We start from the raw sequence: 19,460 nt of genomic DNA, 5'->3' as shown, positions 1-19,460 counted from the left end.
GAGGCCCGCCGCCTTTAAACGAGGAGGCGGGCCTTTGGCTTTGTCAGTACAGATCACAGGCTACCCTAACCCGCAAACGAGACCCGACCGGGAGCCGCCTCGGCTATCCGGCATAGGTCTCGGGTCGGGCGCATGGCCATGCCCGTCAGCGTAAGCGTGGCGCCGTGTCGCAACTCGCCTGCGATCTGGATCAAATCCTCGACCGAGCGGGTGTCGGCATAAACCACGATACTGCCGCCGCTTCGCGCGAGATCGCAGAGCTCACTGGTCGTTTTCCGCTGCATCCCCCACCCTCCTGAAGCCCGTCACCGGGCATTACCGCCCCCTTGACTTCAGGCGTCAAGCGCCGCCGATCCATTGAAGGCCGTCCGGACTCGCTTTGTCCTAAAGCTTGAAAGAGAGCCGTCGGGCCCTGGCGATGGGGGGAGCCCCCGCTGAAGCAGCCGCTCGGACTCCCGCTAAGTGGAGCGAGGCGGAAGCTCCAGATAAGCGCCGTCGAATTCCGCCAGCCTGGCCACTTCCCGCCATTGTCGGAGCCGGACTGCATGCCCGCTCCAGGCGATCAGACCCTCATGGCGCATCTCCGAGACCACGCGATTGACGTGGACCGCCGACAACCCCAGCGCATCGCCCACCTGGGCCTGAGTGAGGGGGAGACGAAAGCTGTTGTCCGCCGCGCGGTCGACAGCCTCCAGCCGACAGTAGATCTCGCACAGGAAGCGGGCCAGTCGCGCCTTGGCGCTCTGCGCGCCCAGTGAGAAGATCCATTCCCGGCCTATGGCGCCGTCCACGAGGGTCTCCAGCCAAAGGACCTTGGTGAGATCGGGGTCGCCGTCGATCAACAGCTCCAGGCGCGGATGGGCGAGCGAAACCGTCTTGCAGTCGGTCAAGGCCAAGACGCTTTGGGGTTGTCGTTTCTTCAGCACGGTCCCCAGATTGATGAAGTCTCCCGGCACCACAATGTCCGTGAACTGGCGCCGACCGCTCTCCAGCAGGCGGTACCGGGCGGCGAAGCCATCCAGAAGCAGGAGGCAGGATGACGCTCGGACGCCCTGGACGATCAAGTCCTCGGCCGCGGGCGTTCGATCCAGCGGTTCGAAAGCGTCGGCGACATTCTTCACCGTCGCGAGAGACAGTGGTCTTCGGCGAGTCAGCTTCGCCTTCAGGAGATGGAAGAGTTCATTAGACAACCTTTGAGACCTCCTTCCTGCGTGGCGGTTTCCGGAAAATGGATCCGAACTATATCTTCCTCCTCAGGTCTGACGAACGTCTGACAACCGTGGAGCTTGAAGTTCCAGATCACAATGCAGCTGCGGCGCAGGCGTTGCTCGCGACGGCGGATATTGTGAGAGATCACGCATTGCGCGGGACGACCTTCAGCCGTCTCACCGTGAAAGTGATGACTTCCGATGGAGAGCCCGTCTTCGAAGCGCGACTGGACGTGTCGCGCCCATCGCTTCCTGCCGACGAGGGCGGCCAGGTCTGGCTGGACGCGTAAAAACAGCCACGGCCCAGGCGCCGCGAGCCGTCCCTAACAGCCCGCACGCCAGGGCTTTCACTCCCCTGGGCCGGCCGCGCGCTTTTCCCCAGCCCCATCCTCGAATGACTCGGCTGGCGCATCTCGGGTCGCCGCCTCAAGTTCGAACGCCAGCTCGCGCGTGAACGACCGCCCCGACGCCAGCCGGCGGCCCAGGTGCTCAACGAAACGTTCGTAACGATCGCGCCCCCTCGCACGCGCCGCCGCCTGGGCGGCGTCCGGCAGCGAGGGCGTCGCGGCCATCCAGGTCCGGACGAAAAGCGCCATCATCTCGACCGCGATTTCGAGGTCCCGTTCCAACCGGTCCGCGTGACGATTGAGCCGATCCAGCCGCCGGCCGAGCGCGGCCTCCTGCTGCTGGGCGGCGTCCGGGGTGAGAAAGCTGGCGATGGCCGCCTCGGCGACGGTCGACTTGGGCACGCCCCTTCGCTTCGCCTGCGCGACCAGGCGGTCGAGCAGCTCGGGCGTCAGGTAGACGGTGAGGAAGGGCTTCTTCATTGCACCGGCCTAAAGAGCGATGCCGTCGTCAGGATCGAGCGCGACCTGGCGCGCGACGCGCCGCATCCGGGCTTCGAGGTCGTCCGGAAGAACCGCGAAGCCCTCGTCATCCTCGCGGTCGGAACCGAGCGGATCGCATGACGGGTCGTCGACGACGAGCGCCGGCCCCAGGACGTCCGGCGCTTCGAGATCCTGTGCCTGTCTCAGGACTCCGTCATCGGCCTCCCCCGGCTTTGATCGCCATGCAGCGACTGGAACCGAGGGAGTCGGCCAGGGCACATAGGCTCCGCCCGCAATCGCGCCTCGCGACGCCGGAGGCGGAAGCACGCGCGCCTTGAGCTGACGGTCCGCATAGTAGCGGACCTTCTTCACCCGCAGCGGCGCGCATCCCGACGCCAGCACCAGGGCGTCCGTCGAGGGCAGTTGCATCACCTCGCCCGGGGTCAGGAGGGGACGGGCCGTCTCCTGGCGCGACACCATGAGATGACCCAGCCAGGGCGACAACCGATGCCCGGCGTAGTTCCGCATCGCCCTCAGCTCGGTCGCCGTTCCCAGGGTCTCGGAAATTCGCTTGGCCGTGCGCTCGTCATTGGTCGCGAAGGCGACCCGGACGTGGCAGTTGTCGAGGATGGCGTTATTGGGCCCGTAGGCCTTCTCGATCTGGTTGAGGCTCTGGGCGATCAGGAAGGCCTTCAGCCCATAGCCCGCCATGAAGGCCAGGGCGGTTTCGAAGAAGTCGAGACGACCGAGCGCCGGGAACTCGTCGAGCAGCAGGAGAAGGCGGCGACGCCCTGCCCGCGCCTGCAGATCCTCGGTCAGGCGTCTGCCGATCTGGTTCAGGATCAGGCGGATCAAAGGCTTGGTGCGGCTGATGTCCGAAGGCGGCACGACGAGATAGAGGGAGACCGGCCGTTCGCCGTCGACCAGGTCGGCGATGCGCCAGTCGCAGCGTCCGGTCACCGCCGCGACGATCGGATCGCGATAGAGGCCGAGGAAGCTCATCGCGGTGGAGAGGACGCCCGACCGCTCGTTCTCGCTCTTGTTCAGCAGTTCGCGGGCGGCGGCTGCGATCACAGGGTGAGGCCGTCCGTCGCGATGAGGCGTCGTCATCATGCGCCGAAGGGTGGCTTCGATCGGCCGTTCCGGATCCGACAGGAAGGCGGCCACTCCGGCCAGGGTCTTGTCGGGCTCGGCGTGCAGGACATGGAGGATGGCCCCGACCAAGAGAGCATGGCTTGTCTTCTCCCAGTGGTTCCGACGTTCGAGCGCGCCTTCGGGGTCGACGAGAATGTCGGCGATGTTCTGGACGTCGCGCACCTCGAGCGGTCCCGGCCGCACCTCCATCAGGGGGTTGTAGGCGGCGCTCCCCGCATCGGTCGGATTGAACATCAGGACCGGCCCGAAGCGAGCGCGCCATCCCGCGGTCAGGGACCAGTTCTCGCCCTTGATGTCATGGACGAGGGCCGAGCCGCCCCAGGTCAGGAGGGTCGGCACCACCAGACCGACCCCCTTGCCCGAGCGGGTCGGCGCGAAGCACAGCACATGCTCGGGTCCGTGGTGGCGCAGATACCGGCCGTCCATCTCGCCCAGCAGCACGCCGTCATCACCCATCAAGCCGGCGGCGCGGGCGTCCCGGACGTCGCCCCATCGCGCGGTGCCGTAGGTCGTCGCCGACGCCGCCTCTCGCGAACGCCAGACCGCCATGGCGATCGAGACCCCGATGGCGACGAGCGCAGAACCCGCCGCGATCGCCCCGCCCTCCAGGAAGAGCCGCGGCGCATAAGCCTCATAGATGAACCACCAGAAGAAGAGGCTCGGCGGGGCGTAGATCGAATGCCCCATGAGCTCGAACCAGGGCGCGCCGAGCGCCGGCTGATAGGCCAGGCGCCAGGCCGTCCACTGGGTCGCCCCCCAGACGCCGGCGAGGATGAGACCGAGGACCAGGCTGATCTGGCCCCAGAGGATCTTTCCAGCGGACATGCTCCCTCCTTCCGAGGTTGAGGTCTTGGGGTCCAGGCCTAGCGGCCCAGGGTGCGCGGCGGGCGCCATTGGATCTCGCCTCGGCCGCCCGCAAATCCGGTGACCGATCGGCCGAGATTTCGCTCGAGCGGAGGCCGCCAGGGCACGAGGGTGAAGCCCGCCCCGTCGTCGATCATGGCGAACCGTCCCGAGGCCAGGTCCACGCGTTTGCGGTAGACGCCCGAAACCTCATCCCCCTCGGCTGTCGGACGGAAGACCAGGCCGGTCTCATTCCGAACCCGTTCCGAGACGAGAGCCATCTCCCGCGCCTTCAGGATTTCCAGCAGGCCGGGCGCGAAGCGCACGCCGGCCCCGCGCCGTTCGGCCAGCCCCTCGGCGACCAGATGATCAATGCGCGCTTCGCGGGCGGCGGCGACTTCGTCCGCGAAGCCGCCGGCCTCGGGCAAGGGGTTGGGATCCAGCGCTCGCCTGTCCAGCCATGTCGCGCCCCTGGCGGTGATCTGGCCGGTCAGGTCCAGGTCGGACAGCGTCACCGTCATCGGATGGGCGCCGCGCGACGGCGGGCTGGCGCGCACGATGGCGTCGACCCTGGGATCGGGCGCGCCGGCGTCCGCCAAGGTGATGTGATGAACCCGACCGTCCAAGCCGTCGATGACGGCGAAACCCGTGCCGCGCAGTTCGTCGTCCCGGCCGCGCGCAAGAACCCGTCCGACGACGACGTCGGACAGGGCCGAGGTCGCCCACTGTTCCGGAGCCCGAACGAGCGCGCGCGCCTCCAACGCCGCCGCCAGACGAGCGGCCGTTTCAGTCTCGCGGGCGATCGCGCGCAGCCGCTCCCCGATCCCCTTCTCCAGCCGCCATCGGCCCGGGCTTGCCGGGACCGCCAGGCCGAACCCTTCGAGCGTCCTGAGCCGATGAACCAGGGCCCGGACGCCGACCGGATCGCCGAGCGACTTCGCCGGGATCAGGTCTACACCGCCTTCGCCGTCGGCCAGGCGCTCGAGCGCGCGATCGAGGCGGGTCCAGCCCTGGGCCTCGGCGTCCCGCATCAGCGCGACGACGCGTTCACGCGGACTCGGCGGCCCCAGTTCAAGCTCCGCCAGGGCCTCGGCGCGCGCGAAAGCCCCGGCTGATATAGTCCCGGCTGATGACCAGGTCGGAGCCGTCATCCAGCCTTCCGCGCAGCACTATATGGATATGGGGATGGACGGTGTTCAAGTGATCGACCGCGACCCAGTCGAGCGGCGCGCTGAGATCCCGCTGAACCTCGGCCATGAGATCGCGGGCATAGGCGCGAAGGTCGGCGAGTTCGGCCGCGTCCTCCGGCGAGACGATGAAGCGAAAATGATGACGATCGTCCTTTGACCGCTCCGCAAAGGCAGAGGCGTCGATCATGTCGCTTTCGGCGCCGAAGAGCCGCCCCGCTTCGCCGTCCCGAGTCACGCCGTCGCGCTGGAGATAGCCGATGTGCGCGGCGAGCCCTCCTGAGCTTCGCCGCGCCACCCGCGCCTTGACGACCACCCGCCTCCGGGACGTCCCTGCGTGGAGGCTGCGAACCACGGCCGCGCGCCCCCGCCCAAAGGTGCTTCCGCCTGAACCGCCTCCCTTGCCTACGCGCGGTCCGCGCGGGCGACCGCCGGCGCGGGCGACGGCGACCAGAACCTGGCGCAGCGCCGTATCGATCCGCGATCCTGACGCCCCGCGGATGCGTCCGGGCCGCACCTGGAAGTCGTCGTCTCGGGTCATGACGGCAGGCAAAAGGCGCAAAAACATGCGTCCTTCCCGTGACATGGCCAGTCGGGCAAGGCTCGAAGCCTTAACAGACCTTGATTCAAGGCCTTGATACAAAAGGCAAAAACCCTCCCCCACCCTCGCCGCGCCTTGCGGCTTTTATCTCGCCCTCCCTTTTTCACCTTTCCAGGGAGCCTCATCGCGGCAAAACCGGATCTGAGCCGGCGGCGGGCGCCGACACGGGGAAGAGCCCGGCCCCTTCATGACCGGAAGACTGAGGCATGTCCGGGAAGAGCGGCGCCTGGTGCGGATCCGCTGCGGGGACATCCATGATCCGAGGCGCGGCGGGCGACGCCGCCATCCTGTCCAGGAACCCTATTCGGGCGACATAGTCGCGGGTTTCCAGAGGCAGTGGGCGACCCTTGTCCCGATGCTCGAGGTAACGCCGCGGCCCGGCGTTGTAGGCGGGCAACATGCCCTGCAGGCCGAACCGGTCGTGCAGTTCGCGCAGATAGGCGGCGCCGGCCATGATGTTGTCGCGAGGATCGTAAGGGTCCGCCCCGAGGCCGTGCCGTCGCCGCAGCTCCTCATAGGTGGCGGGCATGATCTGCATCAGACCCATGGCCCCCGCGCGCGATGTGGCGCGCGGATTGAAGCCGCTCTCCTGCTTCATGACCGCCCGGATCCAGTGTGGAGGCAATCCGAAACGGCTCGCCGCCTGGATGATCAGGTCATCGACCGCGCGTCCGGCAGGGGCTTGCCGGCGCGGCTCCGGAACCGCCGGGAAGGCTATCGGGACGCCCGGAAAACCAGTCGTCGCCAGGGCCAGGCCCACCGCCGCCGCGCGCACTACGCCCCTGCCAGGCAAGGACCGGGCGCTCATCGGCGATCCTCCCTGGTGCGGATCGGCGCGATGCGGCCGATCAGATCCCTGCGGTCGACCGGACCGAAATACCGGCTGTCCAGCGCGTCCGGAACATCAGGCGCGAGCAGGAAGACGGCCTGGGGAGCGAGGACTCTGCATCCCCTCCAGCGCGGCAGCGGGCGTCCGGCGCGGTCCTTTTCCAGCGCCATGGCGGCCGCAGCGCCGTCGATGGTGATCAGAAGTCCCTCGCGACAGACCACGGAAGGCGCGGTCGCCGCGATCGGTTTCAGGAGCGGGACGCCGTCCGGCAGATAGCCGCGCGCGGCGAAGGCCCGCGACCATTCCGGCTTGGGGCGGTAGGCGCCAAGGTCGCCTGCGGCGACCGCGCGTGTCGGCTCCAGCCGGTAGAGGCCGACCGGAAGGCTTCCGGAAACGTTCCAGATCAGGCGCGGCGTGCGGGCGGCAATCGGGCCGAGCGCGAGAAGGACAAGCGCCAGCCCGGCCCATGCTAGCGCGACCGGCCTCATGACGAGACCTGCTGGCGTAGACGAAAGGCCCGGTGACGCTCTGCCGTATAGGCCAGAGGCGGCAGGCTGACCGTCATCCGGGCGTGGACGTGGCGCCAGTAGTCGGGCGCGACCTCGCCCGGTTCGAAGCCGCCGGCCTCTACGGCGTCAATCAGATCGAGGGCTCGGCGAACCCGCGGCCAGCCGTTCAATCGAAGCAGGCTGACCGCGCCCGGAACCACGCCGGGGATAGCGACCCGGTCGCGGGTCGGATCGGCCGCCTGGAGAATGTCGAGGCGCGACACGACGGCGCCACAGGCGTCGGCGGTCCAGCGGACATAGGCGAAGACGGCGCCGGGGGGGAAGGCGACGAAACGGTTCCGGCGCGAGACGATGCGCTGGTCGACCGCCTGACCGAAACGAATCCAGCGTTCTGCACGTCCCGGGTCGAAGACGAGTTCGACCCAGGTCAGGAGGTCGGCGGAATGGGACGACGCGCCCGCCATCACGACAGGTTCGCGGTGATAGGCCAGATAGGGCGGCGGAGGGCCCTCCTCATCCCGGCCGGTCATAGCCCCGAGCCCCCATGCGAGCGGCGCGCAGGGGAGATTCGGTCGTGGCCCGGGTCCGTGGTGGAGGATTTGACGCCGCGATCCGCCCAGGCCTGAAGGTCGCCGACGGCATAGACGACCCGTCCGCCGATCTTCCGATAGAGAGGACCGGTGCCGTAGCAGCGGTGTTTCTCGAGCGTTCGTCCGGACAGGCCGAGATGCCGCGCCGCTTCGGCGGTGCGGAGGTAGCGCGGCGGCATCGGGGTCTGGGCGTCGTGCATGACGGCAATCCTTGCAGGGCTGGAACGCCGTCGAATGTCGGCGGCGGGACAGGCCAAGGATTTCGGCAATCCGGCGTTTGCGGCAGTCGGCGCGCGGGCATCAGGCGATGCCCGCGCGTCATCACGCCCGTTCGCATCAGGGCGGCGGCTGCCTTTCAGCCAGGAACCTCGCGGCGCGTTCCGCATGGGCGGCGGCGGCGACGATAAAGCGGGTGTCATTGCGCAGGACCCGCAGCCAGGAGGCGATGTAGGCGGCGTGGTCGGGCCGGGGTTCGAGGGTCAGGCCGAGGTCCGCGCAGACGAAGGCGGCGCCGAGTTCCGCCACCAGTTCCTCGCGGGCATAGGCCTCGTCGCCGAAGCGGCCGAGCTTGAGATCACGGTCCAGACGGGAGGAATGACCCGTCCAATGAACCAGTTCGTGGGCCAGGACGGCGTAGTAGGCTTCCCGATCCCGGAAGGCCTCGAAGGCCGGCATGTGAACGGCATCAGCGTCCGGACGGTAGCAGGCTGTGTCGCCGCCCTCCCGGATATCGGCGCCGCTCGCGGCGAAATAGCGTTCCGCATGGTGAATCCGGTCCGCGGCGTTGGGACGGTCCGGCGGGGGATATCGATCACCGAGCCCCTCGATCTGGTCCAGGTTGAAGACGATGTACCGCTTGAGGAAACGGCCAGAGCGCCGCGCCTCCGGCTGATCATCCCTGTCATCGCCCGCCGCCGGCGCGGCGTAGACGACGGGGACGCCTTTTTCGCCCTTTCGCACCGCACCGCCGAGGGCGAGGGCCTGACGAAAGGTCATCCAGACAGGACGGCCGTAGCCGCAGCGGGCGGCCCGGACCCAGAGGGTCAGGACGTTGACCCCGTGATAGGGCTCTCCGTCATGACGCAAGGGCCGGGAGACTGCGCCCTGGGTCGTCCACGGACGGCTCCAGGGTCGGACGCCGGCTTCGAGGTCGGCGAGAATGAGAGCGGTGATTTCGGCATGGGGATCGGGGCGAACGGAAGCGGCGGGGCGCGACATGGCGGCCTCCTCGAACAGGGTCTGAAGGGATGGCGGCGGCGCCCCTGGCGCCGCCGCGGGGTTCTCAGTTGCGCGACCAGATGAGGCTGTGCCCCTCGTCGCTCTCGACCAGGGAGGCGTAGATCGGCGCCGGGAAGCTCGGATCGTCCAGCTTGACCGAGAGGTATTCGCGGTTCTGCTGGCTGGTCTTTTTCCAGGCCGCGCCGAACTCCGTCGTCCCCGCGAAGATCCGGTAATCCGGGGCCTTGTCGTCGCTCTTCTCATTCGGCCTGAAGGCTGCCGATTTCACGTTGAGCGTCAGGGTCTTGATCGAACCGGTGTAGCCGTCGCCCTGGGCGATGAAGGATCCGATAGCGGCCATGTCAGTCTCTCCTTTGCTTCGGGCCACGCCTGTCGCGGCCTCGATGGCGATCGGGAGGCCGGGGCCGGAAGGCGCGCAGGGCGAGCGCAGCGAGACCCCGCAGCGCAGCGGAGGACCGGAGGGACCGTCTTTCTTGCTTCGCGAGGAAGGCCGCAGGCCGGGGAAGAAAGTCGTCCTGACGGTTGCGCCAGCCGACCGGTCCCGGTCAGATCCGCCTCATGGAGAGGCCGCGCCGGATGGCGCGAAGGACGGAAGACCGGCCGCTGGACGGAAGCACCTGGCCAGGCGCCCAGCAGGTTTCAGTCTTTCCCTGCCCCTCGGAAGCAAGGCTCCGACCTGGCCGTTTTGAGAATCGACTTCCAATCCTGCCGGACTTCAGATGCGGGCGCCGTTCAGGCGAAAGCTCGGAATGGCGGCCCGCTGAGCCCGACGCGGGCGCCCTCGGCAACGTCAGGACCCATCGAATTTGCGGCGGTCCTCTTCGCTCCCGGCTATGGCTGCAGAAGCGAGAAGGACTCAGCGACGGCTGAACTGCGGAGCCGTCCAGCGCATGGCGACGCCGCCTCGCCGCCGCATCCCTTCACTCCATCCTTCAAAGGTGCAGCCAGTCAGTCTGCGTGCAGGTCCGCGGCGATGACCTGATCGCTCTTGAACTGACCTGACCGCGGGACCCGGCCAGGCCTGGCCGGTCGTCGAGCCTCAGTCCGCGGAGGTCAGGTCAAAATAGGGCTCGCCGCGATCAGCGGCTTCGGCGCGGGTCAGGACCTTGGTTTCGAACAGGGATGAGACCACGATCTTGATCCCTCGATGCCGAATGCCTTCGTCCAGGGTCCTGGCGACGTGCTCAACCGCATGGAGGCTGTCGCACCATTCCGCGCTGTTCACGGCGATCAATCCAGGCATCCGTTGGGCGTCGTCCCCGGCGGCCTGCTGCATGGCGTCGAGGGCGGCGGTCAGCTGATCAGGGGTCATGTGCAGCGGTTAATCTGAGTCGGGTCGCCGCCAAGCCTTGCTCCTATGGATAAACCCGCTCGACGAAGAGCGAGCCCGCGGGACCTGGTCTGAGGATCAGTTCGTCCGGCGCGGAAAGGTCGAGCCAGGGCAAGCCGGCCCCTGGCGGCAGGACGACGATCTGACGGTCGTGATAATGGGCCACGTCCGGGCCGGGCTCTGTCGTCAGCATGGCGAAGGCGCCGTCTTTCATTACCCCGGCGATCCAGAACCAGGGCTGGTCGATCAGGGTGAAACACCACCTGGTCTTCTTGCCCGCCACCTTCGGCTCGGTGAATTCGTAGAAGCCGTCGGCGGGGATGAGGCAGCGGGTCGATCCGGCGAAGGACCGGCCCTCGGACCGGAAGTTGAAGACCGGCTTTCCGGTCGGCCCCTTCCAGGCCCAGGGCGTCGTCACCTGCCGAAGGCCGCCCTCCCCGGCGAGGACGACGGGCGCGCGATCGCCGATCCGGTAGTCTTTCGGCTCAAGGTTCGGCGAACCCTCGGGCATGGCGAGCGTCCGGCCGCTATCGCTGAAGGGCGCTGCCAACTGGTTGACGGGAACATGCAGGCGATAGTTGTTGCACATGGTCCCGTTCCAACGCCCCAAACCCCGGTCGGCTTCCTCTCACCCGGTTTGACGCCCTGTTCCGCCCGGCGGCGCGGGAGAGCCGCAAAGGATTCACAGGGATTCGCAAAGCGGCGCCGCAAGGGACCGTTGACTCCGGACCGAATTGAGAACCAGAACAAAACAGGAACTTCAGACCTCGGAAAGGAGGCCCTCATGTCAATCCGGCCTGCAGCCGAGCTCGCCGAACTGCGCGCCCGTATCCAGAATCTTGAAACCGGGTATCGCCGATCCGCCGGCGTCCTGCCTTTCGGGGTCGCCCCTCTCGACGCCGCCCTGCCCCAGGGCGGGCTGATCCTGGGGGCCCTTCACGAGGTGGCCGGGGGCGGAGACGGGGCGGTCGACGGCGCGGCCGCGGCCCTTTTCGCTGCGGGAATCGCGGCCCGCCTGTCAGGTCCGGTCCTGTGGTGCGTCACCCGGGCCGACCTCTTCGCCCCGGCCCTTCAACAAGCCGGCCTCGACCCGGGGCGCCTGATCTGTCTTGAGGCCGCGGACGAGACGAGTCTGCTGGCCTGTTTCGAGGAAGGACTGCGCCACGGGGGGCTCGCCGCCGTGGTCGCCGAGACGGCCAGGCTGTCAATGACCGCATCGCGGCGTCTGCAACTGGCCGCCGAGATTTCGGGGGTGACGGGCCTGGCCGTTCGTCGATGGCGACGGGCCGCCGAAGCGGCGGATTTCGGCCAGCCTACGGCGGCTGCGACCCGCTGGCGGATCACGCCCCAACCCTCCTCGCCCCTGCCTGCGCCCGGCGTCGGTCGGCCGCGCTGGCTCGTGGAACTGCTCCGCTGCCGGTCAGGCGGCTGCGCCGATTTCTCTCTGGAAGCCTGTGATGAAAAGGGTCGTCTCTCTCTACCTGCCGAACTGGCCCATCGATCGGTTGCGCCGGCGGCTGGGCGAGGCCGCGCCGCCGCCTGAGGCGCCGATCGTTCTGATCGGACGGGATCGGCGCCGACGCCTTCTCACCGCCTGCAACCCTATCGCGCGAGCCCTGGGCCTGCGGCCCGGCATGGCGGCGACCCAGGCTCACGCGCTCGCGCCCGGACTTTCGTCCTTCGCAGCCGATCCCCTGGGCGACGCCTCAGCCCTTGAACGCCTCGCCTGTTGGGCGCTTCGCCTCTACGCCCCGGTCTGCGCCGCGGACGGCCCCGACGGTCTGGCGATCGACGCCACGGGGGCGGCCCATCTCAAGGGCGGGGAGGCCGAGCTCATCGCCGACATGGAGGCGCGACTGGCGGCGGCAGGCGTACAGGCCCGGGGCGTGATCGCCCCCGCCTACGGGGCGGCCTGGGCGGTCGCCCGCTATTCCTCCGGACCCGCCGTCGTGGCCGAAGGCCAGGTCGGTCGAAGGCTCGGCCCCCTGCCCCTGGCCTGCCTGCGTCTGGATTCGGACCTGGTCGATGGACTGCGCCGCATGGGCTTCGAGACCGTTCTGGATCTGGAGCGGCAGCCCCGCGGCCCCTTGACCCTGCGGTTCGGACCCGAGGCCGGGCTAAGGCTCGACCAGGCCCTGGGCCGGGTCTTCGAGCCGATCATCCCCGTGATCGAAGCGGAGCAGCCGCGCGCCGAGCGCCGCTTCGCCGAGCCCATCGGGGCGGCCGAAACCCTCTCACATCAAGTCGGCCTGATGGTCGAGGATCTCTGTCTCCAACTCGAGCGGTGCGGTCTGGGCGCCCGCCGACTCGACTGGCTGTGCCACAGGGTCGACCATCGCGTCGAGGCGGTGCGGGTGGGGCTGGCCCGCCCGGTGCGTGACCGGGATCGGCTGTCACGCCTGCTGCGAGACAAGATAGAGACCATAAACCCGGGATTCGGCATCGAGCGCATGACGCTCGCGGCTTCCATCACCCTGCCGCTGGACTGGCGACCCGGCTCAACCGGCCTGAGCGACAGCGAGAGCCCTGACGTGGCGGGTCTGGTCGATGTCCTGGCCAACCGCGTCGGCGCCCGCCGCCTCTACAGCGTGGCGTCGGTCGAGAGCGACGTCCCCGAGCGCTCGGTGCGCCGCGCCGCGCCGCTCGGCGGGACAGAGGCGTCCAGCTGGCGCACGGACTGGCCTCGCCCGATCCGGTTGTTCCCCACCCCTGAACCGGTCGAGACCCTGGCCCTGCTCCCGGACAATCCCCCGGCCTGGTTCACCTGGCGCGGCGTCCGCCGCCGCATCCGCCGTGCGGACGGTCCCGAACGCATCCATGGGGAATGGGGCCGCAGCGACGCCGAGATGTGGGCCGTGCGCGACTATTTCCAGGTGGAGGACGACGGAGGCGACCGGTTCTGGCTGTTCCGCGCGGGCGACGGCGAGGACGCCCGGACCGGTCCCCAGACCTGGTTCATCCACGGGAAGTTCGGATGAATCCTTCAGCCCTCCAGGCGACGATAGAGGACATGGGCGGTGGCGAACGGCAGGCCCATGCGGCCCGCGACGCCTTTCACCATCACCGCGGTTTCGTCGATGCGATAGAACCAGTCGTCGAAATTCAGTCTGGTCGAGGTCCCGTCCTTCTGAGGCACGTCGCGACTGTAGCGCCAATGAAAGGCGCAGCCGGCCTGGTCGCCTTCGGCTTCGCCGTCGACGCGATCCTCGCGCCCGCTGTAGCGACCATCGCCGAGCGGCCGGATGCACCAGTTCAGCGTATCGACATGACCGTCATAGAAGGTCCAGGTCTCGGTGAAGACCAGTTCGCTTCCATCGAAGTGTCCGCGCGCCGCCACGGTGAAGCGCTGCTGCAGACCGCCGGTCATGCGCTCCAGCACGCCCCAGCCCTCGAGGCGGGCGCTGAGAAAGGTCTCGGGGCGGTATTCGGGGGTCGTGCCCGTGAAGTCGGAAATGTTCATATGGGGGTTCCGCAAGAAGAAGGCCTCCCGACCAACCCCGCAGCAGCGTCAGGGTTTCGCCCTGGGCCGGACAGTCTCGTCGGCGACCTCGATCCAAACGGGCGCATGATCGCTCGTCTTCTCCCAGCCGCGCACCTCCCGATCAACCTCGGCGCGGCGCAGACGAGGCTGGAGCGCCGGGCTCAGCAGGAGGTGGTCGATACGCAGGCCGCTGTTGCGGGCGAACCGGTTTCGCAGATAGTCCCAGAAGGTGTAGACGACCTCATCCGGATGCAGGGCGCGCAAGGCGTCGCACCAGCCCTGATCCAGCAGGCGGGCATAGGCCTCGCGCACCTCGATCCTGAACAGGGCGTCGTCGCGCCAACGTTCGGGGGCGTAGACGTCCAGATCGGTCGGCATGACGTTATAGTCGCCGGCCAGAACCACGGGCGCGCCGCTGTCCATCAAGGCCTCCGCCCGCGCTGCAAGTCGTTCAAACCAGCGCAGCTTGTAGTCGAATCTGGGACCGGGCGCGGGATTGCCGTTAGGCAGGTAGAGGCAGCCCACGATCACCCCCTTCACCGCCGCCTCGATATAGCGGCTCTGCAGGTCGTCGGCCTCTCCGGCCAGGCCGCGTCGGGTCTCGACCGGGGTGTCGCCCCGCGAGAGGATGGCCACGCCGTTCCAGCTCTTCTGTCCCTGCCAGACGGCGCCATAGCCCGCCTCCTCCAGGGCGGCGATCGGAAAGGCCTCCTGCGGAGCCTTGAGCTCCTGCAGACAGACAATGTCCGGCTGGCGCAGGGCGAGCCAGCGCAGCAGGACCTCGAGCCGTCCCCGGACGCCGTTCACATTATAGGTCGCGATCCGCATGCCTGTGGCCAACGCCCCCGGCCGGCGGATGTTGCAACGCGACTCGCTCCTCCCCGCGCAGCAGCGAGAACCGTCCGCCTTCCTCCGGCTCGGCGCGATCGGGCATGACCGACCCCCGCTACGTCGAGCTCCAGTGCGCCTCGCACTTCTCCTTTCTTCGCGGCGCCAGCGCCTGTGAGGAGCTGTTCCATCAGGCGGCGGTCTGCGGCATCGAGGCCCTGGCCGTCACTGACCGCAACAGCCTGGCCGGGATGGTCCGCGCCCACGAGGCCGCCAAGGCTGCGGGAGTCCGGCTCATCGTCGGCTGCCGACTGGAGCTGACCGACGGAAGCGCCATCCTCGTCTATCCCATGGATCGACCGGCCTATGCCCGCCTCTGCCGCCTGCTGTCGCTGGGGAAGCGGCGCGGGGGCAAGGCCCGGTGCCTTCTGGGCTGGGAGGACCTGGAGGCCTATGCCGAGGGCCTGATCGCCATCCTGGTCCCCGACCATGCGGACGACGTCACACGGCGCCGACTAGAGCGGCTGCGGGCCGTCTTCGCGGCGGAGGCCCATCTCGCCCTGACCCTGCAACGCCGTCCCCGGGACCAGATGCGGCTGCATGAGCTGTCGATGATGGCGGCGGATGCGGGGGTGAAGACGGTCGTCACCAATGACGTCCTGTTTCATCATCCGGACCGGCGCATCCTCCAGGACGTGCTCACCTGCATTCGGGAAGGCTGCACGATCGACAGCCTCGGGTTCCGCCGAGAGCGATCCGCGGACCGGCATCTGAAACCGGCCCGGGAGATGCACCGCCTGTTTCATCGCCACCCCGAAGCCCTGGCCAGAAGCCTCGAGATCGCCGATCGCTGCCGTTTCTCCCTGGACGAACTGGCCTATCAGTATCCGCATGAGGCCGGCCTGCCCGGTCTGACGCCGCAACAGGCCCTGGAGCGTCTGACCTGGCAAGGGGCCGCGGGCCGCTACCCCGAAGGCCTCCCGGACAAGGTCCGCAAGCTCCTGGAGCATGAGCTCCGACTGATCGCCGACCTGGGTTATGCGCCCTACTTCCTGACGGTTCATTCCATTGTCCGCTTCGCGCGCAGCCGGGAGATACTGTGTCAGGGCCGGGGATCGGCCGCCAACTCCGCCGTCTGCTTTGTCCTGGGCGTCACCTCCATCGACCCGGAGCGCAGCGACCTGCTGTTCGAGCGTTTCATCAGTCAGGAGCGCAAGGAGCCGCCGGACATCGATGTCGATTTCGAGCACGAGCGGCGCGAGATCGTCATGCAGTGGATCTTCGAGACCTATGGCCGCGACCACGCCGCCCTGTGCTCGACCGTGATCCGCTACCGCTCGCGCGGCGCCCTGCGCGACGTGGGCAAGGCCCTCGGCCTGAGCGAAGACCTGATCAGGTCCCTGTCCTCCCAGGTCTGGAGCTATTCAAGCGACGGCGTCGAGGATCGGCACGCGGAGGAACTCAACCTCAACCTTCAGGACCGTCGGCTGCGCCTCGCCCTCGACCTGTCGCGACAGCTGATCGGCTTCCCCCGTCACCTGAGCCAGCACCCGGGAGGCTTCGTCCTCACCCATGACCGCCTGGACGACCTGGTTCCCATCGAACCGGCGGCGATGAAGGATCGCCAGGTGATCGAATGGGACAAGGACGACATCGACGCCCTGAAGTTCATGAAGGTCGATGTCCTGGCTCTGGGCATGCTCAGCTGCATGAAGCGCGGCTTCGACCTCCTGGCCGAGCACAAGGGCGTCCATCTCGATCTGGCGTCCATCCCGGCCGAGGACCCCCGCACCTACGCCATGATCCGCAAGGCGGACACCCTGGGGGTCTTCCAGATCGAGAGCCGGGCCCAGATGGCCATGCTGCCCCGCATCAAGCCGCGCACCTTCTATGACCTGGTCATCGAGGTGGCCATCGTCCGCCCCGGTCCCATCCAGGGCGACATGGTCCATCCCTATCTGCGCCGCAGGGAGGGTCGGGAGCCGGTCGTCTATCCCAGGCCGGAGCTCGAGAAGGTTCTGGGCAAGACCCTGGGCGTTCCCCTGTTTCAGGAACAGGCCATGCGGGTCGCCATAGAATGCGCCGGCTTCACCGCCTCGGAGGCTGACCAGCTGCGGCGCGCCATGGCCACCTTCAAGTTCACCGGCGGGGTCAGCCATTTCAAGGACAAGCTGATCAGGGGCATGGTCGAGCGCGGCTACGCCCCCGACTTCGCCGACAGGACCTTCCGCCAGCTGGAGGGCTTCGGCTCCTATGGCTTCCCCGAGAGCCATGCGGCCTCCTTCGCCCTGATCGCCTACGCCTCCTCCTGGCTCAAATGCCACCACCCGGACGTCTTCTGCGCCGCCCTGCTCAACGCACAGCCGATGGGCTTCTACGCCCCGGCCCAGATCGTCCGCGACGCGCGCGAGCACGGTGTGGAGGTCCGACCGGTCTGCGTCAACGCCAGTCGCTGGGATTGCAGCCTGGAGCCGACCCGCGAGGGCTTCGCCGTTCGGCTCGGCCTGCGGATGGTCCGAGGCCTCTCCAATGGCGAGGCCGCCCGGCTCGTCGCCGCACGGGAGGATCGCGCCTTCACCTCGCCTGACGATCTCTGGCGTCGCGCCGGCGTCCCGGTCTCGAGCCTGGTGAAACTGGCCGAGGCCGACGCCTTTCGGCCGTCGCTCGCCCTGGAGCGCCGCGAGGCCCTGTGGGCGCTGAAGGCCCTGCGCGACAACCCCTTGCCCCTGTTCGCCGCCGCCGATGAAAGAGACCAGACCCATCGGCCCGAGGTCCCCGAGCCGCCCCCTTCGCTTCGCGCCATGACGCCCGGCCGGGATGTCGTGGAGGATTACAACCATATCGGCCTGACCTTGCGTGACCACCCGCTGACCTTCCTGCGCCACGCGCTGGAGAGGCGTCACGTCATGACCTGCGCGGACGGCGCTGCCATGCGGGACCGGCGTCTGACCCGCGTCGCGGGCCTGGTCCTGGTCCGTCAGAAGCCGGGCAGCGCCAAAGGGGTGATGTTCATCACCATCGAGGACGAGACCGGCGTCGCCAACCTGGTGATCTGGCCCCGTCTCTATGAAGAACAGAGGCGGATCGTCCTCGGCTCCAGCCTGCTGATCGTCGACGGCAAGGTGCAGAAGGAGGGAGAGGTGGTCCACATCGTCGCCACGAGGCTTTACGACGGCGCCGACCTCCTGGCCTCGGTCGGCGATCACGGCGACGCCTTCCCCCTGCCCCATGGACGCGGCGACGAAGTCCGCCGCGGCGGCGCCCCGGATGCGCGCAGGCCCAGGGCCCGGGACATCTACATTCCCGACCTGTCCCTGGACGCCGTCAAGGTGAAGTCGCGGTCAAGGTGACCGAGATGATCGAGGCGGGACGATCAAAAGGGAAGGTTCGCCCCTATCCGACGCCGTTCGCCCCCGGCCCCGTCGAACGGCCGACGGTCCGCAGCGAAAAACGAGAGATCAGAAGAATCGGCCGGAACCGCGGAGCCCCTGTCTCGTTTGATGCGCCAGTTCGAGGAAAGTGGCGTGAATTCATACTTCTGCATCGTTAACATGCCCGGGGTCCCGGCGCGGGAGATTTGCGTCCTGGACGCCGCAGACGATGCTTCTGCGATCAAGGCCCTGGATGCGGTCGAAGCCCTCTGGATCGGCTTTGACACCATCTGTCTTTACCAAGGCGAGCGCTTCATCAAGGTGCTCAGCAATCCGGCGCTCGGCTTTCCCCGGGATGGTCTGGCCCTCCCGTGCGATCTTGATCAGGCCGCCTGACGGGGGGGCCATCGCAATGCGGTCGAACATCGGGGCGCCGCGGCCGCGCGTGGATCGCAAAGACAAGGCGTCAGGACGTCTCGTCTAGCCGACGGCTCAACCTGCATGGACGCAGACGAGGTCCCTTCTCGGCAAGGCGTTTTCAGGCCTGATCAGAGACGTCGCGACAAGACCGCGGACCCGGATGAAGGCGTCCCGTCTCCGAACCGGCAAGCACGCGTGGCGGCGGGCGGGCTCCGGCGACCGCTTGAAGCGGGCGCGCTCAGGGACGACTGCGGCAGGGTCGCCCTTCAGCCTTGGCCAGGATCTCGTTCCAGTAGACGGCCTTGCCCAACAGCCGCGCGCGCGCGCCTGGGTCGCGCTCCGCCAGGGCCTCTGTCAGGAAGGCATCGATCTTTTCAAGCAGCGGGTTGGCCGTATCCCTCGGAACGGGCGCCTCCGAACAGGGGTTGGATTCACAGGGTGTTGAACTAACCCCACCCCCAGTGTTCGGTTCCCGACACACCCGGCGCGGCGGTCGGCCGAGACGGACTTTCGATACGTCGCTTTCCAATCACCCGGAGCGAGGGCCGGGCGGCCGCCTCGTCGAGGAGCGACGCCGCGACCGTCCACCGCCGCCAGGCATGTCCCGTCGGCTTTCACCTGACGTCGGAGCGCCCTTCATGATCCTCGGCGGCTTGGCTTTAAGGAACTCGTCAGGTCTTGCTCCGCTTGAACAGGTTCACGGAGGAGACAGAAGCATGCCTACCGAACGCACTGTTCAACACCCGGACGGCTCCGTCGAACGGACCACGACGACCGACGGCCCGACCGTCGTCTCGGAAAGAAGGGGCGGCGGCATGGGCGCGGTCGTCGCTCTCATTCTCGGCCTGCTGGTGGTCGGCGTCATCGCCTACTTCCTGCTCAATATGAGCCAGAGCGAGAGGGTTGAATCCAACGCTATCGCGGGCGCTGCCGAGAGCGTTGGCGCCGCTGCGGAGAACGTCGGCGAGGCGGCTCAGTCGGCGGTCCCGGCGGCGAACTAATCCGCCGCCCCGTCACCCCGGACCGGCTTTCGGTCCCGGCG

Annotated in this window: 21 protein-coding genes; 6 read left to right on the top strand and 15 right to left on the bottom strand. The window is 68.1% G+C overall.

The window, feature by feature from the left end:
- Window positions 1-458: 458 nt before the first annotated feature.
- Complete coding sequence (locus tag ACI2KI_RS08830; RefSeq protein ID WP_404619610.1) at window positions 459-1,121, bottom strand: Crp/Fnr family transcriptional regulator; 663 nt, start codon at window positions 1,119-1,121, stop codon at window positions 459-461.
- A 107-nt stretch (window positions 1,122-1,228) separates the two neighbouring features.
- On the opposite strand from ACI2KI_RS08830, the gene ACI2KI_RS08825 reads away from it, so the two are divergent.
- Window positions 1,229-1,498, top strand: coding sequence for a DUF6894 family protein (locus ACI2KI_RS08825; protein ID WP_404619329.1), 270 nt, complete (start codon window positions 1,229-1,231; stop codon window positions 1,496-1,498).
- A gap of 57 nt (window positions 1,499-1,555) precedes the next feature.
- Here ACI2KI_RS08825 and ACI2KI_RS08820 read toward each other — a convergent pair whose 3' ends face one another.
- From ACI2KI_RS08820 to ACI2KI_RS08765, 12 genes are all read right to left on the bottom strand, one after another.
- Window positions 1,556-2,035: a CopG family transcriptional regulator gene (locus tag ACI2KI_RS08820; RefSeq protein WP_404619327.1), complete on the bottom strand. Its 480-nt coding sequence runs from the start codon at window positions 2,033-2,035 to the stop codon at window positions 1,556-1,558.
- Window positions 2,036-2,044: 9 nt separating this feature from the next.
- Entirely contained in the window at window positions 2,045-4,015 is a 1,971-nt protein-coding gene (locus tag ACI2KI_RS08815; protein WP_404619325.1) for a conjugal transfer protein TraG, read from the bottom strand.
- 38 nt (window positions 4,016-4,053) lie between these two features.
- Window positions 4,054-5,184 carry a DUF3363 domain-containing protein gene (locus ACI2KI_RS08810; RefSeq protein ID WP_404619323.1) on the bottom strand — a complete coding sequence of 377 codons (1,131 nt, stop codon included), beginning with the start codon at window positions 5,182-5,184 and terminating at the stop codon, window positions 4,054-4,056.
- Window positions 5,105-5,536 (bottom strand): relaxase/mobilization nuclease domain-containing protein, encoded by a 432-nt coding sequence (locus ACI2KI_RS08805; protein ID WP_404619321.1) that lies wholly within the window; start codon window positions 5,534-5,536, stop codon window positions 5,105-5,107. The genes ACI2KI_RS08810 and ACI2KI_RS08805 overlap by 80 nt, the downstream gene beginning before the upstream one ends.
- A gap of 406 nt (window positions 5,537-5,942) precedes the next feature.
- The gene (locus ACI2KI_RS08800; RefSeq protein ID WP_404619319.1) at window positions 5,943-6,581 is read right to left on the bottom strand and encodes a lytic transglycosylase domain-containing protein; all 639 of its coding nucleotides are present in this window, start codon (window positions 6,579-6,581) and stop codon (window positions 5,943-5,945) included.
- A 44-nt stretch (window positions 6,582-6,625) separates the two neighbouring features.
- Window positions 6,626-7,138, bottom strand: coding sequence for a S26 family signal peptidase (locus ACI2KI_RS08795; RefSeq protein ID WP_404619317.1), 513 nt, complete (start codon window positions 7,136-7,138; stop codon window positions 6,626-6,628).
- Entirely contained in the window at window positions 7,135-7,689 is a 555-nt protein-coding gene (locus ACI2KI_RS08790) for a DUF2840 domain-containing protein (protein WP_404619315.1), read from the bottom strand. The genes ACI2KI_RS08795 and ACI2KI_RS08790 overlap by 4 nt, the downstream gene beginning before the upstream one ends.
- Complete coding sequence (locus ACI2KI_RS08785; protein ID WP_390182747.1) at window positions 7,686-7,949, bottom strand: helix-turn-helix transcriptional regulator; 264 nt, start codon at window positions 7,947-7,949, stop codon at window positions 7,686-7,688. The genes ACI2KI_RS08790 and ACI2KI_RS08785 overlap by 4 nt, the downstream gene beginning before the upstream one ends.
- 136 nt (window positions 7,950-8,085) lie before the next feature.
- A complete protein-coding gene (locus ACI2KI_RS08780) occupies window positions 8,086-8,967 on the bottom strand; it encodes an ArdC family protein (protein WP_404619313.1) in 882 nt (293 codons plus the stop codon).
- Window positions 8,968-9,031: 64 nt separating this feature from the next.
- On the bottom strand, window positions 9,032-9,328 hold the full coding sequence (locus ACI2KI_RS08775) for a DUF736 domain-containing protein (protein ID WP_390182745.1): 297 nt from the start codon (window positions 9,326-9,328) through the stop codon (window positions 9,032-9,034).
- A gap of 699 nt (window positions 9,329-10,027) precedes the next feature.
- Window positions 10,028-10,300: a hypothetical protein gene (locus ACI2KI_RS08770; protein ID WP_404619311.1), complete on the bottom strand. Its 273-nt coding sequence runs from the start codon at window positions 10,298-10,300 to the stop codon at window positions 10,028-10,030.
- Between the two features lie 43 nt (window positions 10,301-10,343).
- Window positions 10,344-10,907: an SOS response-associated peptidase gene (locus ACI2KI_RS08765; RefSeq protein WP_404619309.1), complete on the bottom strand. Its 564-nt coding sequence runs from the start codon at window positions 10,905-10,907 to the stop codon at window positions 10,344-10,346.
- Window positions 10,908-11,102: 195 nt separating this feature from the next.
- Here ACI2KI_RS08765 and ACI2KI_RS08760 point away from each other — a divergent pair, with 195 nt between their 5' ends.
- Together ACI2KI_RS08760 and ACI2KI_RS08755 are read left to right on the top strand one after the other, a co-directional pair.
- Window positions 11,103-11,861: an ImuA family protein gene (locus ACI2KI_RS08760; protein WP_404619307.1), complete on the top strand. Its 759-nt coding sequence runs from the start codon at window positions 11,103-11,105 to the stop codon at window positions 11,859-11,861.
- On the top strand, window positions 11,776-13,296 hold the full coding sequence (locus ACI2KI_RS08755) for a Y-family DNA polymerase (protein WP_404619305.1): 1,521 nt from the start codon (window positions 11,776-11,778) through the stop codon (window positions 13,294-13,296). The genes ACI2KI_RS08760 and ACI2KI_RS08755 overlap by 86 nt, the downstream gene beginning before the upstream one ends.
- A 5-nt stretch (window positions 13,297-13,301) precedes the next feature.
- On the opposite strand, the gene ACI2KI_RS08750 is transcribed toward ACI2KI_RS08755, so the two are convergent.
- Together ACI2KI_RS08750 and xth are read right to left on the bottom strand one after the other, a co-directional pair.
- On the bottom strand, window positions 13,302-13,778 hold the full coding sequence (locus tag ACI2KI_RS08750) for a DUF3833 family protein (protein WP_292084042.1): 477 nt from the start codon (window positions 13,776-13,778) through the stop codon (window positions 13,302-13,304).
- Window positions 13,779-13,826: 48 nt separating this feature from the next.
- Window positions 13,827-14,627 (bottom strand): exodeoxyribonuclease III, encoded by an 801-nt coding sequence (gene xth, locus ACI2KI_RS08745; protein ID WP_404619303.1) that lies wholly within the window; start codon window positions 14,625-14,627, stop codon window positions 13,827-13,829.
- Window positions 14,628-14,731: 104 nt separating this feature from the next.
- On the opposite strand from xth, the gene ACI2KI_RS08740 reads away from it, so the two are divergent.
- The 3 genes from ACI2KI_RS08740 to ACI2KI_RS08730 all read left to right on the top strand — a co-directional run bounded on the left by ACI2KI_RS08740 (window position 14,732) and on the right by ACI2KI_RS08730 (window position 19,419).
- Entirely contained in the window at window positions 14,732-17,977 is a 3,246-nt protein-coding gene (locus ACI2KI_RS08740) for an error-prone DNA polymerase (RefSeq protein WP_404619301.1), read from the top strand.
- 150 nt (window positions 17,978-18,127) lie between these two features.
- Window positions 18,128-18,394 carry a hypothetical protein gene (locus ACI2KI_RS08735; protein WP_292084045.1) on the top strand — a complete coding sequence of 89 codons (267 nt, stop codon included), beginning with the start codon at window positions 18,128-18,130 and terminating at the stop codon, window positions 18,392-18,394.
- Window positions 18,395-19,134: 740 nt separating this feature from the next.
- On the top strand, window positions 19,135-19,419 hold the full coding sequence (locus tag ACI2KI_RS08730) for a hypothetical protein (RefSeq protein WP_404619298.1): 285 nt from the start codon (window positions 19,135-19,137) through the stop codon (window positions 19,417-19,419).
- Window positions 19,420-19,460: the final 41 nt, after the last annotated feature.

The organism is Brevundimonas sp. NPDC046655 (assembly GCF_044901625.1).
GTDB lineage: Bacteria > Pseudomonadota > Alphaproteobacteria > Caulobacterales > Caulobacteraceae > Brevundimonas.
Note: the sequence above shows the minus strand (reverse complement) of the source record. Positions and strands in the feature narration are given on the sequence as shown.